Here is a 14,191-nt window from a genome sequence, read left to right as displayed (position 1 = left end):
GCCACCGCGCCCATGAAGGTCCCGCCGAACAGGACTGCGGCGGCGCCGGCCGCCCAGGGGCCCTCGGCCAGGGCGGGCAGGGCCATCCCGAGGGCCTGGATGGCCAAGGCGCAGGCCAGGAGGCCCAGCGGCGCGAAGCGCCGGGTCAGGGCGGTCCAAACGGCGCAGGAGGGAACGGCCAGCAGGCCCACCAGCACCCAGGCGCTGGGGCCCACCCACCCGGCCGAGCTCTCGTCAAGAGCCGCCACCAGAAAGGTCCCGGCGATCACGTAGCCGGCGCCCTCCAGGCCGTAGGCGACCGCCAACGCCGGAAACGCCGACCGGCCCCGCCGCTCCGGGGCTGGGTCGGGGGCGACGGCATCGGGCAATGAAGTCTGTCCCTCCAAAGGCAGGTTCCAGCAGGCGAACCCCGCCAAGGCGGCGAGCGCCGCGGCGGCCACCCAGGCCGGGCCCCAGCCAAAGGCGGGCCAAACGGCGGCCACGGCCAGGCCGGACAGGACAATCCCCGCGCCCACCCCGCTGTAACCCCAGCCGGCCAAGTGGGCGCGGCGCGGCGGCAGATGGGCCGCCAGGGCGGCGGCGCCCGTCATGAAGACGGCGGCCGAGGCGATCCCGCTGACGCAGCGGATGGCGCTCCAGACCGGGACCGAGCCGCCCAGCGGCATGGCGGCCAGCGAGGCGGCCTCCACGGCCAAGGCCCAGCGGAAGCCGGCCTGGAAGCGGACCAGGCGCGGGAAGAGGATCCCGAGCAGCGCGCCGACGAAGTAGCCCGCGTAGTTGCTGGTCGCGATGGCCGCGCCGCCGCGCGGGCTGAGACCGGCCTGCTGGATCATGGCTGGCAGGATCGGCGTGAACGCGAAGCGCCCAACACCTATCCCGACCACCAGCGCGGCCGCCGATTGGCCGACGACGCGCCACGGCCCCGGATTGAGTACTTTCACCCAATGATTATCGAAATACAGTCAAGTGAAAGCAAATCAAGCGCAAAGCCGAAACTGCCGCTAAGGTTCCTTACCGTGGCCATCGACTCCAATCCCGACTGGTGGCGGGACGCCGCCGTGTATCAGATCTACCCGCGCTCCTTCGCGGACGCGAACGGCGACGGGATTGGGGACCTTGTGGGCGTCACGGCGCGGGTGCCCTATTTGGAGGCCCTCGGCGTGGACGCCGTCTGGCTCTCCCCGTTCTACCCCTCCGCCCTCGCGGACGGCGGCTACGACGTGGACGATTACCGCGACGTGGACCCGCGCATCGGCACCCTGGCGGAGTTCGACCAGATGGTGGCGGCCCTGCACCAGGCCGGGATCCGGGTGATCATCGACATTGTGCCAAACCACTCCGGTTCCGGGCACGCCTGGTTCAAGGAGGCGCTCGCGTCCCCGCCGGGATCCGCCGCGCGCGCCCGCTACATCTTCCGCGACGGCAAGGGGCCGGGCAGCTCCGAGCCGCCGTCCGACTGGACGGCCACCTTCGGGGGGCCCGCCTGGGAGCCCGTGGGGGACGGCCAGTTCTACTTCCACCTGTTCGACGTGGCGCAGCCAGATTGGAACTGGGACAACCCGGAGGTCCGCGAGGAGTTCCTCGGCATTCTGCGCTTCTGGTCGGATCGGGGAGTGGACGGGTACCGGGTGGACGTGGCCTCCGCGCTCGCGAAGGACTTCAGCGCCGATCCGCTGCCGAGCGCCGAGGAGGTCGCGTTGGTGCCCTCCGGCCCGGACCATCCCTTCTACGACCGGGACGAGGTCCACGACATCTTCGCCGAGTGGCGCGAGGTGCTCAACTCCTACGATCCGCCCCGGGCGGCGGTGGCCGAGGCCTGGACGGACGACCCGGCCCGCCGGACCCGCTACGCCACGCCGGAGGGGCTGGGGCAGGCCTTCAACTTCGACCTGCTGATGGCCGCCTTCGACGCGGCCCAGTTCCGCGAAATCGTTGAACGCGACCTGGCGCTGGCGGCGGCCGCCGGCTCCTCCTCCACCTGGGTGCTGTCCAACCACGACTCTGTCCGCCACGCCTCGCGGTACGGGCTGCCGCAGCCGCCGGACGGCCGCAACTGGCTTCTGACCGGCGGCCGGGACCCCGAGGAGGACATCAGCCTGGGGTTGGCCCGCGCCAAGGCCGCCACCTTGGCGATCATGGCTCTGCCCGGCTCGGTCTACCTCTACCAGGGGGAGGAGTTGGGTTTGCGGGAGGTCGCCGACTTGCCCGATGCCGTCCGCCAAGACCCAGCCTTCTTCCGGCACCCCGAATACGAGGTTGGGCGCGACGGCGCCCGCGTGCCGCTGCCGTGGACCGGCGACGGGCCAAGCTTCGGCTTCGGCGCGGGGACGCCGCATCTGCCGCAGCCGGCCTGGTTCGGGCCCCTGGCCGTGGAGGCGCAAGAGGCCGATCCGGATTCGACCCTGAACTTCTACAGACGGGCGCTGGCGGCCCGGCGCGCGCTCTTGGCCCGGCCGGATGTGCGGGGCGCCGCTTTGGAATGGGTCGACTCCCCGCCCGGCGCCTTGCATTTCCGGCGGGGGCGGTGGCATTGCCTGGTCAATTTCTCAGCCACCGGGGGTTTGGAGCCGCGCGCGGAGGGCGAAGTCCTGGTCGCCTCGGCGGCGCTCGGCCCGGCGGCGGCTGTGCCGCCGGCGACGGCGGCCTGGACGCTCGGCTAGACGAAGTGCTGGCGGGCGCACCCGGCCGCCTCGCCGGCCGGCACCAGTTCTAGCCGGCACACGTCTTCTGGCCCGTGCAGGATGTCTCTGACCACGACTCCCGTGAGCGCCACGTTCCCCGTGTTTCGCACCGTGTAGGTGAACCAGACGGTGGTGCCGGCGGCAATGTGGGCGGGGCTGGGCAGTTCTGTGGCCCGCTGCGCGGCACCGGCGGCCAGGATCGCGTCGTGGCTGGTCGCGTCAGCGGGAACGTCTGTCCATGCGCGCAAGTCGATATCCATCCTCGGCTGGCAGTCGAACTGTTTGACGTTGTCGATCCTCTTGGAATACTGCGAGGACTCCGGCCGGCTGCCCGAACCCTGGGTCTGCACGCGGATGTAGCCGCCTTGAGGCGGGACCACGCCGGGCAGCGTCACGGAGCCTTCGGCGACCACATTCTCGACGCTCGTCAGGTACTGCTCGGCGGTGGTGCCGTTAGTCCAATAGAAGTCCAGTGTCACCGGCAAGGTGGGCTTGTTGCTGGTCCCGGTTGGCGCCGCGACCGGGATGGATAGCTGGCAGTTGTCAATCGTGACCGTGCCGACGGGGCTCCAGGTCAGGATTTTCCGGTTGGCGGTAGCGTCGACGTTGGCCACCATCACCCCCGATGTCGCGGTCTCCTCCAGTTCGGTTGAGCTTTGCGAGGTGGTCTTCGTCCCGAAGGTGTTGCGCCGCACGGTGACCGTGCCTGTTTGGTACAAGCGGATGGAGGCCAGGTTGTAGCCGTCGAAGTGATTGCGCTCAATGACCAGGTTGGAGGCGGTGGTGCCGGTTTGGTTTGAATCCCAGGCGATGGCGACGCCAAACTCGTTGGCGAACCCCGTGGCGCCGTTGTCGAACGTGTTGCCGCTGATGACGTTGGTGCCGAGCAGATTGGCCGCAGGCAGGACCAGAGCCGCGCGCGTGGGGGAGTTGCTCACGGTCCCCGTGCGGATGTTCTCGAAATAGTTTCCGGTGATGGTCCAGTTGCTCGATGTCCCCACCGCATTCAGGTGCACCGGATCCGTGTAAGCGCCAGTGCCGGTGAAGTCGTTGAAGAAGCAGCCGGTGATCGTGAAATTGTTGATTTTGACTGAGCCGTTGCCCAAGATGCCGTGCCCGTCGCAGCCCCTCCCGTCTGACCCGGAGCAGGTGGCCGATTCGGCGCCGTTCTTGAATTTCACGCCCGAGATGGTCAGGCCGGACACGGTTCCGCCGTAGACGGCGTTTCGCGCGATCATGATGGCGGCGCTGGTTTCCTCCGCGCGGACGCGGCCAAGGGTCATGTCCTCAATCGTCAAGTTGTCCGCCTCCGGCAGGATCCCGATCAGGCGCATGGTGTGGTTGTTCGCCGTCTGGATCGAAACACCTCCCTTAAGCGTCGAACCATCCGAATTCTCGGTGAAGAGGATGGCGGAGCCGGTGGCGAACCAGTTGCTGAAATTGCGCAATTGGACGCCGGGGGCGTCCACCGCGAGCCCAGTGGCCGCCGTGGGTGCCAGCGACTGGCTGCCGTTCTTTGGCTGCAGACCCAACCGTTTGTCGAGGTTGATGGTCATGGTCCGCCCAACGCGGAGGAAGGTCGCGTATTCGAGGGCCGCCTCGCTGTTCGATTCCATCCAAACGGTGGAGAATCTATCGTCACTGGGAAACTGGATTGTCCCGGTCACCCCGGCCGTGATGAGCACGTCAATGCCCTTCAGCGTCGCGTTCCCCTCCTCGATCGCCGCCCGCAGGGTGCAGACGCCGGTGGCCGCGGTCGCGCACTTTCCGTCGCCGGGATTCGCGTCGCCGGGGGTCTTCCCGGTGTCGTTGGCGAGAGTCGAGGTGACCGTGAAGCAGCGGACACCGGCGGGGGCGTCGGCGCAGTTGACGATTTCATCGAGGGGCACGGCCGAGGTCGCGCCATCCGCCGCGGCCGCGCCGCTCAGCCACGGCAGGATCCCGCCAGGAGCGACGGCCCCCAGCGCCAGCGCCAGCACCGCCAGGGGCGCGATGCCGACCGCTCGCCTCCCAGCCTTTGCCCCTCGTTCCCGCAAATGCTTCACGTCAAGATCAACGGCCATTGGAACCGTCCTATTCCCCTGTTACCAGGCGATAGACGATCTGCTGCGCTCCACCACGGCTCCGGCTTCGACCAGGTTCGCCAGGGCGCGTTGAGCAGTTCCGCTGGGGATACCCAGAGCGGCTTGCAATACCTGGGCGTTGACCACCGGTCTCACGGCCGATGATTTCTTGCCGGAATTGCGGCGATCAATCCAGACTTGGTCTGGGGCGAAGGCGGTGACGTTTGCGGCAAACAGGCCGCGTGTGAATGGCCGTCAGGGGCGGAATGCCGCCCTCGCGGCGAAGACGGGAAAGTGGGGAAGCTCCCGCGAACTCAATCGGCGTGGATAAGGCGCCGCAGGTCGTGAATGGTGACATGCTGGGCGGCTTCGCGCGCCGCCGTGGCGGTCGCCCTCCATTCCGCCCCGACGGGGGTGCGTTCGAACTCCTCTTCAAGGCTCTCGGCAGTGCTCGGCTCGGCGAAGACGGCCTCGATCCGCTCCACCAAGTCGGCGAGCTCCGCCAGCGTCAACTCGTCAGCCCAAGTCGCGGCGCCCGTCTGTAGGTACACGATCACTTCGCGCTTTTCATGCGGGGCGAGCGAGTCAAGGGCCCTCAATAACTCTTGACTGATCATGGATGAGAGTCTAAGCGCCGAAGGCAGATAATGGGCAGTATTTTCCCCTGGGTGGCCATAATTGGTCGGGGCAATTTCCCCCGATCTGCGTAGAACTGCCGCTTTTCACCCCCTAATTGGGATTTTGGTCCCAGGCCGAAAGCATCCGCCTGGGCTCCCAACTGCGGGCGACCACGGGCTCCGGACGCCAGAACTGGAGAACTGGGCGGGCGGTCAGAAAATGGCAGACGCGGCGGCTGTCCGCCGGGAGCGAACCGACGATCCACTTCGGATTAGACGGGGCCGGATCGGCGTTCTCCTCTTAGCGGCGCCGCACGGCGAACCCGGTGCCGCGACAAGAACGCCCGCCCGCTCAGGCGGACGGGCCCCGGGCCCTGGACTTTGCCTCCTCCAGGGCCCGGGTTTCTTGCGCCTTTTCCAGGCGCGGCCGCTCAATCAGGCCGAGACGGCGATTTTGGCTTTCTCGGTGACATCTTTGTCTGAGGCGGCGTAGGCCTGGGCCAGGGCCGCAGCGCGGCGCTCGGTCCAGGCGCTCTTCAAACGCGGTACCACCTGTTGGATCAGGATCTCGGATTTCGCCAGCGTCTCTTCAACGGTGAGGCGGGCTGGATGGAGCCCAAGGACCACCTCGTCGGAGAGCGGCAGGCTTGGATCGGCGATGAGGTCGTCAGCCAATTGGCCGGGCGTGCCCCACGCGAAGTTGTCCGCAAGGAACTTGTCCTCTTGGCTGAGGTCCGGGGCCAGGCGCCCCAATTGGATGTCGGCGCGGTTCCAGTGGCTGGTTGCGCGCTCCGCCTCTTCCAGCGTGCCCGGGAACAGGCTGCGGGATATGGCGGTCAAGGGCGTCCGTGTGTCGCCCCACTTTTGCCGGTACCGCCGCAGGTACAGGCGCAGCGTCTCGGCCTGGCGCTCGCGGAAGCGGATGCGTCCTTCCGGACTGCGCTCGTCGCCCCCGCCGAAGCGCTCCAGGAGAACGCCGTCGCCGCGCTCGGCGGCGTCAATCACGTTGGCGATGGTCGAGGTGCCGTGCAGGATGCGCCCAGACAGCGACGGGTCGGCGGGCCAGATGCGACCGGTGCCCCCGGCGACCTCGGCTCCCGCCAAAGCCCAGTGCAACTTGTCGACATCCTCCAGGTACAGGGCTTCCCTGTCCTCGCGCCACGACCGGAACACCTTGTAGGAGTCGGAGGGCACACCCTTGCCGAGGCCCACCAGGAGCCGTCCCCCGGAGAGGGCGTCGATGGTCGCGAGGTCCTCGGCGGCTCGGACCGGGTCGTCCGCGTTGATCGGAACCACGGCGGTCGCCAGGGTCAGACGCCGCGTGGCCTGCGCGAACGCGGGCAGGACGGAATAGACGGAGGGCGCGCCGGCCCAGCCGGCGTGAAAATGGCGGACGGCGATCCAGACCGAGTCGTAGCCCTGCTCTTCGAGTCCTTGGGCCAGGCGCACGTTGTCCGCGTACAGCGTGGTTGGATCGTCATGCTGGTCGAAGTGCGTGATCAGGCCGATCCGCAGTTCGTGGCCGAAAGGCGATTGCGCCGGGGGCAATCGCGTGCCGGACGGTCGGGCGAGGAACGAGCCCTTGTCCGTGTCAGTCAGGTTGTAGGAGTGTGGCGACAAAGCCATGGTGGTTGGTTTCCTTTCAATATGGGTGCCGGAGTTGGACCGGCTGATTGCGAATGCGGGAGGCCAAGCTCAATCGGCGATCTCCCGAGGTTGTGCCTCGTCGGGCCGTTCTCCGTTCAGAATGACTTCGCCGACAACGGTTTGAGGGTTCTGGAAGAGGTTCAGGATGGGGCAGACCGCCTTCACCTCGGCGAATAGGGAATCGATGACGCCTTGGTCGGCCGGAGACTCCACCGTGACCACGAAGCGGATGTTGTGGGGTTCGACCGGCACATCCTCGAAGCCCGGGCTGCCGCGTCGGAAATCCTGCTCGCCGCGCACGTCCACCCGAAGGTAGTCCAGAGGGATGCGGCGGTTCGAGGCGACGATCTCCGTGATGTGGGTGATGCAGGACGACAGCGCGCCCAGGACTATCTCCGGCGAGCCGGGGCCCAGGTTGTAGCCGGCGTAGTCAGGCCCCGTGTCGCTCAAGATCTGGTGGTTGCGGATGCGGATGCGCCTGACGCCGCTGCGTCCCTCGGCGACGGTGTGCGCCTTCAGCACATTTGGCCGGGACGGCGGGTTCGCCTCGCGTTGTTCGGCGAGTTGCAGGCCGTCGTAGCGTTTGTGGGCGAGGAAGTCCCGCAGGCCGGGCTTCGCCTTTAGCGGCGGAGGAAAACCCGCCCCGGCCTTGTTCTTCGTTTGCGCGGCTCTCGCGGCGTTGGTAGCCATAGTTTGTCTGGATCTCCTTGTTTGATGTTCTTCTTGGTCTTGGTCTGTGGTTCTCAGCGCGGCTCGAGCCAGGCGTCCCGGAAGTGATTGCGCGCCTGCGCGTCGAACGCGATCCCATGGACGTGGGGGGCCTGAGCAATCACCTGAGCGGGATTGAACAACGCCGCCACCAGGGCGTATTCGGCCACGAGCTTGTCCTGGGCGTCTTTCGCGTAGCCTTTCCTCTCCTTGGCGTTGAGGGTCTCCTCGAGCTTCCCCAGGGTGTTCACCAGATCGGCGTAGCCCCCGAAGTCCTCGCGGATGTAGGCGCCGTTGTCGATGGTCGGGTTGTAGAGGGTGTTCAGCACCGCGATGTCGTTGCGCGAACGGTTGAGGGAGACCGCGTTGTATTCCGTCGAGGCTTTCGCCACGGCGGCCGCGAAGTCCGGCCCCGCCAGGACGTTCACCTGGAAATCGATCCCGATGTCGGCCAGGTCCTGCTGGATGGACTCAAGGCTGGCTTTGACCGGCACCACATTGGAGATGCCGAAATGCCTGATCTCGAGCCGTTTGCCGTCTTTGACCCGGATGCCGTCGGGGCCTTCCTCCCAGCCCGCCTGTTCCAGCAGGCGCTTGGCCTCTTCGGGATCGTGGCGCAGGGCGGTGCCGCTGTAGTCCACATATCCGTTGACGGTGTCGCCAACCGCTGACGTGCCGTCGGTGTAGGAGTCGCTCAGCGCCGTCTTGCGGACGTTCTCGCGGGACCAGCCGAGTTGCACGGCTTTGCGGACGTTCAAGTCGTCGGTGGGGAACACGCCGGGGATGAGGTTCAGATAGTAAGTCGAACCGGACGCCTGGCGCGCGACAATCTCGAAACCGGCGTCGCTCAAGGGGCCCTCGTCGGTGGGCGTCACGTCCAGGATGGCGTCCACCTCGCCGGAACGCAACGCGCCCGTCCTGACCGAACCCTCGGGGAGGATGTTGACGACCACCTTGTCCAAGTAGGCCGGACCCTGTCGCTTGAGCGCCGGCGGGGCCCAGTTGTAGTCGGGCCGTTTGACGATCACCGTGCGGACGTTCTCCACCCATTCCTCGTAGACGAACGGCCCGGTGCCGATCACGTTCTTGGCGTTGGTGCGCTCCTCGGCCGACTTCGCCAACGTGGCCAGGGACAAGAATCCGGGTTGGTTGTTGGCCGTGAAACTCGAGCCCTGCAAGAAACCCGCGGAGGGTCGGTCAAAGCGGATCCTGACGGTGTGCTCGTCCACCACCTCGGTGCCCTGGTAGCCGGGGAAGAGCGTCGCCCCGTTCGGTTGGATGTCCAGGGCCGGGTCCCCGAAGACGTATTGGTCGTAATTCGCCTTGACGGCATCGGCGTCGAAAGGCGAGCCGTCGGAGAACGTCACGCCCTCGCGCAGGTGAAAGGTGTACTCGGTCAGGTGGTCGTTGTACTCCCAGGACTCGGCCAGCCAGGGGGTGATTTCGCCTGTGTCGGGGTCTTGCCAAGTGAGCTTGTCGGTGATGTTGTCACCGATGATCGCCTCGGTGTAGTTGGTGCCGGCATGCACGTCCGGCGTCGATTGGGGCGAATACACCGCGAAGTTGAGGGTGCCCCCGGTGACCGGCCCGGATGGTGAGTCCTTGTCCGCGGGTGGGGCCGCTTCCGTGTCCTGGGAAGCCCGCCAGGCCCAGAAGCCGCCGCCGCCCGCGACGACGGCCACCGCGACGGCTATTGCGATCCACTGCTTGCCGCGGCTGGGACGTTCCTGCTCGATCGAACTGGTTGTTTCGGTCATTGGTCTTTCCTCTCGTCTGCCTTGGGACCCGGCCCCTTGGCCAGGTGCCGCCCGGGCACCGCGTCCAGCAGTTCCCGGGTGTAAGAGTGGCTCGGCGCCGCCAGCACCCGCTGGGCTGGGCCCTCCTCCACCACTAGGCCGTCTTTCATGACGGTGATCTGGTCTGAAAGCAGTTTGACCACGCCAATGTCGTGGGACACAAAGACATAGGTCAGACCCAACTCGGCTCGGAGATCCACCAGGAGTTGCAGTATCTGCGCTTGGACCGACACGTCGAGCGCGCTGACCGGCTCGTCCAGAACGATCACGCGGGGGCGCAGGGCCAGGGCACGTGCTATGGCGACGCGCTGGCGTTGGCCGCCGGAAAGCTGCGCGGGCGTCCGGTCCAGGTAGGAGTCGTCCAAGGCCACCGAGTGGAGCGACTCGCGCACCCGGTCGCGCAGCCGTGCTCGGTCTTTGACCAACCCGAAGGCCTGGAGCGGTTCCGCCACGAGACGCGCCACGGTGAAGCGCGGGTCGAGGGAGGTGTTCGGGTTTTGGAAGACGTATTGGAGGTGTCGCCGCACTTCGCGCAGTTCGCGTCGGCGCAGGCCGGAGATCGGCCGCCCCTCGATCTCGATTAGGCCTTCGTCGGGCGCCGTGAACCCCACCAGCGCGGCGGCGAGGGTGGATTTTCCCGCCCCCGATTCTCCGACGATGGCGTGCACGGCGCCCGCTTGCACCGTGAAGTCGACCCCGTCAAGGGCCCGCACCTCGCCGCCGGCTTTGCCCCGGAGCGGATAGCGTTTGACCAGGCCCAGGGCGCGGATGGCGGGTGGCAGGGCGCCGGCGGTCCTTGGGGCGGTCCCGGCCAGGGTGGGGCGAAGGCGGCCGGCGTGCCAGGCGGGGGTGGCGGCAAGCAGTTGGCGCGTGTAGCCGCTGGCGGCGCGTTCCAGGATGAGGTCGCGCCCTCCTTGCTCCACGACCCGGCCGTCTTTCATGACCACGATCCGGTCGGAGCGGTCAAGGGCCACGGCCAGGTCATGGGTGACGAGCGCCAACCCTATGCCGAGCGCTTCGCGCAAGCGCTCCAAATGGTCCAAAATCACCTTCTGGACGGTCACATCCAGGGCGCTGGTCGGCTCGTCAGCCAAGATCAGCTTGGGGCCGCCCGCCAGCGCGATCGCTATCAGGACCCGCTGCTTCATGCCTCCCGACAGCTCATGCGGGTACTGGTCGAAGACGCGCTCCGGGCGGTCCAGGCCCGCCTGGCGAAGAGCTTCAAGCGCGGCTTCCCGGCGCGTCGGGGCGCTGAGGCGGGCGGCGTCGTTGAAGAGGACGGCTTCGGCGACCTGTCGGCCGATCCGCTTGGTGGGGTTGAGGGACGTGTTCGGGTCCTGCGGAATGAAGCCGACGTAATTGCCCCTGACTCGCGCCATGCGATCGTCGCGCCAGCGAGTGGTGTCCACCCCGGAGAAGGCGATTCGTCCCGAGCGCACCCGCGCATTGGCGGGCAGAAGGCCGAGCGCCGCTTGCACCAGCGTGGTCTTGCCGGACCCCGACTCGCCGACAATGGCGACGAACTCGCCGGCGGCGACGGTCAAATCGCCCTGGCGCAGCGCGGGCACCCATTCGCGGCGGCCGACGCGGTAGTCCACCGCGAGGCCTGAGACAGCCAGCAGGGGCGGCGGCTGGGGAGGAGCCTCGGGTGCCGGGGCCAAGGCCATTGGCGAGGTCGTCACAGCCGACGCTCCTTCCGAAGCGAGACGCTGATGCGGTGGGTCGAGATGACGACTGCCGCCAGCGCCAGGGCCGGCAGGATTGCGATCCACGGGTAGGTGCCCAGGTAGTCACGGCCTTCCGCGACCAGCAGGCCCCATTCCGGCTGCGGGGGCGGCGCGCCGTAGCCCAGGAAACCGAGCGAGGCGACCGCCAGTATGGCGGTGCCGACCTCGAGCGCGGCCAGGGCCACAACCGAGTTGAGTGAGTTTGGCAGAACGTGCCGGAGCACGGCCCGCGTGCGGCCCACGCCCAAGGCGTCCGCCGCGCGGATGTAGTCCTTGGCCATTACTTCGATCACTTCCGCCCGCATCACGCGAGCGAATCCCGCGATCGACGCGATCCCGACCGCGATGGCGATGTTCTGGGTCGAATAGCCCAACACCGACACCAGCACCATGGCCAGCAGGAGCCCGGGCACGGCAAGCGAGACGTCCACCAACCGCATGGTCACCGTGTCGGCGGTCTTGCCGAAATACCCCGCCGCCAGACCGATCACGGTCCCGAAGACGAACGCGATGGCGACAGCCACAAGGGTGGCGGCCAAAGTGGTGCCCGCTCCGTAGACGGCGCGGGCGAACAGATCGCGGCCCAGCCGGTCCGCTCCGAAGGGATGGGCCCAAGTGGGCGGCGCGAAGATGGCGTTGGGGTCGCCGTCATACGGACTGTGGCGGGTGAAAAGCCCCGGTGCGACGGCCCAACCCACTGCCGTCGCCACCACGAGCCACGCCAGGACCAGGGCCGGTTGCCGCGCGATCGCCTTGACACCCGAAACGGCCGCGCGGGCGGTCATGCCGACGCCCCGGCGCTCGCACGGGACACCCGAATCCGGGGGTCCAGCAGCGGATAGAGCAGGTCAACCGCCAAGTTGATGAGGGCGAAGCTGACGGCGACCAGGACGACCACGCCCTGCACCAACGGCACGTCCAGGGCGCTGATGGCGGTTTGGGTCAGACGGCCTATTCCCTGGCGGGCGAACACGGTCTCGGTGATGACCGAGCCGGCTATGAGATTGCCGAACACAATCCCGGCGATGGTCAGGGCCGGCAGCGAGGCGTTGCGGAACACATCCCCCGTCAGGATACGGGCGCGCGTGGCGCCTTTGGCACGGCTGGTCGTGATGTAGCCCGCGCCCAGTTCGGCCTCGAAGCTGCGGATCAGCAACTGGGCGATCGGTCCGGAGACCGGCAAAGCCAGAGTCGCCACGGGGAGGGCGATGGCGCGCCAGCCCTCGTCGCCAAACGCGGGGAACCAGCCGAGGCCAAACGCGAACACCTGCAGCAACAGGATGGCGACCATGAAAGACGGGATTGAAACGGCCGCCGACGGCAGGGACGTGAGGAAGTTGCGCAACCAAGGTTGACGCGCGCCGGTGGCGGCGACGGCAAGGGCGAACGCGATCACCAACGCCGCGCCCAGCGCCAGCGAGGCGAGCAGCAGCGTGTGGGGCAGTGTTTCGGCGATGGCCCGTAGAACCGGCTTGCCAGAGGTCACAGAGTTGCCGAAGTCGCCTGTCAGGGCGTGGCCCAGGCGGTCCCAATACTGGGCCAACGGCGGCTTGTCGAAGCCGTAGGTGCGCTCAATTTGGTCGCGCAGGTCCCCTTTGACGCTGCCAATGTCGGTCGGATCAACCAACAAGTCGACGGGGTCGGCCGGAAATACGAAAAGCAGCACAAACGTGGCGGTAAAGGTGGCCCACACGACGAACAGCGCCCGGCCCGCCTTCAACGCGGAATAGCGCAGCATTGGATGGCGATCCGAGAATCGACCCGCCCTCAACTGGGCGCCGCGAAAGATGTTGGAATTGGATATCGCCATGTTGCTCTGGCCTCCTTTCGCCGAATGGCTGAGGGGAGCACTCTATGGCCCAAGAACCCGCGCGCCGGTAATTCGTAAATGTTGGCGTCTCACATTTCGGGAAGTTGCAATGGGGCCCCGGTCCGCAGTCTCATCTTTACAAGCGGTTGAAATCGCTGTTCGCGCAATAGTCTGGGCCCATGGCTCGAACTCTGGATTTGAACCACCTCCGAACCTTCGTGGCCGTGGTCGACTCGGGCGGGTTCACGCGCGCCGCCGAGTCGCTGCACTTGTCCCAGGCGGCCGTGTCCGGGCACGTGCGCAAGCTCGAGGGCGCGGTGGGCGAGGAGTTGTTCCGGCGCGACACCAAAGCGGTGTTGTTGACCGACGCCGGCCAGCGGCTCCTGGTGGAGGCCAATCGGATCCTGCAAGTCCACGACGAGGCGGTCGCCGCGCTGGGCGCCGGCCATGTCGCCCCCTTGGTTGTGGGTGTGACGGAAGCCGCCGCAGGCGGCCGGCTGCCGGAGTTGCTCCGCCTGTTCAATGCCTTGCTGGTGGGCCAAGATGTGGTGTTTCGCCTGGCCCGCGTGGTGGGGGACTGCGGCGAGGTGGTCCGCCGGGGGATAGTCGACCTCGCTTTGGTCGTGGGAGAGCCGACTGCCTCCAACACGATCGGCGTTGGGCGATTGCCGTTGCGCTGGGTCGCGTCAAACCGGTTCGAGGCTGTCCAGGGCCACCCACTCGACCTGGTGGTGAAGCAAGAGCCGTGTCCGCTGCGCGGCCTGGCGCTTCACTCGTTGGCTTTCGCGGGCTTGGCGGCGGTTGTCAGGGTTGAGGCTGAGACGGCCGCGACCCAGGCGGCTGCGGTCGAAGCCGGGCTGGGGGCGGCGCTCATGCCGCTCCTGCGCGTGCCCGCCGGCTGGCGGGAACTGGACGCGCCGCCGCCGGTGGGAGACGTGGGCGTGCGTCTAGTTACCGGCGCCGCGGTGCCCGCGTCGATAGTCGAGTCGTTGCGCCTCGAACTGACCGCCTTCTTTACACGTGATGAGTCACAATCACGAATTCCAATCCTTGCATAGCCGTGGTCGGCCTAACACCGCGCGGAGGGCCGCTCGGTAAGCGCTCCGGCCGGATTGCCTGTGTGCTTTACATTCGATGAGGAT

The 14,191-nt window shown here is 67.4% G+C and carries 11 protein-coding genes; 2 read left to right on the top strand and 9 right to left on the bottom strand.

Features of this window, described 5'->3' with window-relative positions:
• A partial coding sequence (locus tag LBC97_02790) for a YbfB/YjiJ family MFS transporter (protein MDR2564984.1) occupies positions 1 to 941 on the bottom strand: 941 nt, incomplete at its 3' end.
• Between the two features lie 75 nt (positions 942 to 1,016).
• Between LBC97_02790 and LBC97_02785 the strand changes: the two genes are divergently transcribed.
• Complete coding sequence (locus tag LBC97_02785) at positions 1,017 to 2,660, top strand: glycoside hydrolase family 13 protein (protein MDR2564983.1); 1,644 nt, start codon at positions 1,017 to 1,019, stop codon at positions 2,658 to 2,660.
• Here the strand turns inward: LBC97_02785 and LBC97_02780 are convergent.
• The 8 genes from LBC97_02780 to LBC97_02745 all read right to left on the bottom strand — a co-directional run bounded on the left by LBC97_02780 (position 2,657) and on the right by LBC97_02745 (position 13,049).
• Positions 2,657 to 4,744 carry a right-handed parallel beta-helix repeat-containing protein gene (locus LBC97_02780; protein MDR2564982.1) on the bottom strand — a complete coding sequence of 696 codons (2,088 nt, stop codon included), beginning with the start codon at positions 4,742 to 4,744 and terminating at the stop codon, positions 2,657 to 2,659. The genes LBC97_02785 and LBC97_02780 overlap by 4 nt on opposite strands.
• Before the next feature lie 314 nt (positions 4,745 to 5,058).
• Positions 5,059 to 5,361 (bottom strand): hypothetical protein, encoded by a 303-nt coding sequence (locus LBC97_02775; GenBank protein MDR2564981.1) that lies wholly within the window; start codon positions 5,359 to 5,361, stop codon positions 5,059 to 5,061.
• 435 nt (positions 5,362 to 5,796) lie between these two features.
• Positions 5,797 to 6,987 (bottom strand): LLM class flavin-dependent oxidoreductase, encoded by a 1,191-nt coding sequence (locus LBC97_02770; protein MDR2564980.1) that lies wholly within the window; start codon positions 6,985 to 6,987, stop codon positions 5,797 to 5,799.
• A gap of 69 nt (positions 6,988 to 7,056) precedes the next feature.
• Positions 7,057 to 7,698 (bottom strand): OsmC family protein, encoded by a 642-nt coding sequence (locus LBC97_02765; GenBank protein MDR2564979.1) that lies wholly within the window; start codon positions 7,696 to 7,698, stop codon positions 7,057 to 7,059.
• Positions 7,699 to 7,751: 53 nt separating this feature from the next.
• Positions 7,752 to 9,473 (bottom strand): ABC transporter substrate-binding protein, encoded by a 1,722-nt coding sequence (locus LBC97_02760; protein ID MDR2564978.1) that lies wholly within the window; start codon positions 9,471 to 9,473, stop codon positions 7,752 to 7,754.
• Positions 9,470 to 11,194, bottom strand: a complete 1,725-nt coding sequence (locus tag LBC97_02755) for an ABC transporter ATP-binding protein (GenBank protein MDR2564977.1) — start codon at positions 11,192 to 11,194, stop codon at positions 9,470 to 9,472. Before LBC97_02755 ends, LBC97_02760 begins: the two co-directional genes overlap by 4 nt.
• Positions 11,191 to 12,024 carry an ABC transporter permease gene (locus LBC97_02750; GenBank protein MDR2564976.1) on the bottom strand — a complete coding sequence of 278 codons (834 nt, stop codon included), beginning with the start codon at positions 12,022 to 12,024 and terminating at the stop codon, positions 11,191 to 11,193. Before LBC97_02750 ends, LBC97_02755 begins: the two co-directional genes overlap by 4 nt.
• On the bottom strand, positions 12,021 to 13,049 hold the full coding sequence (locus LBC97_02745; protein ID MDR2564975.1) for an ABC transporter permease: 1,029 nt from the start codon (positions 13,047 to 13,049) through the stop codon (positions 12,021 to 12,023). Before LBC97_02745 ends, LBC97_02750 begins: the two co-directional genes overlap by 4 nt.
• A gap of 179 nt (positions 13,050 to 13,228) precedes the next feature.
• On the opposite strand from LBC97_02745, the gene LBC97_02740 reads away from it, so the two are divergent.
• A complete protein-coding gene (locus LBC97_02740) occupies positions 13,229 to 14,107 on the top strand; it encodes a LysR family transcriptional regulator (GenBank protein ID MDR2564974.1) in 879 nt (292 codons plus the stop codon).
• Positions 14,108 to 14,191: the final 84 nt, after the last annotated feature.

Source organism: Bifidobacteriaceae bacterium (assembly GCA_031281585.1).
GTDB lineage: Bacteria > Actinomycetota > Actinomycetes > Actinomycetales > WQXJ01 > JAIRTF01.
Note: the sequence above shows the minus strand (reverse complement) of the source record. Positions and strands in the feature narration are given on the sequence as shown.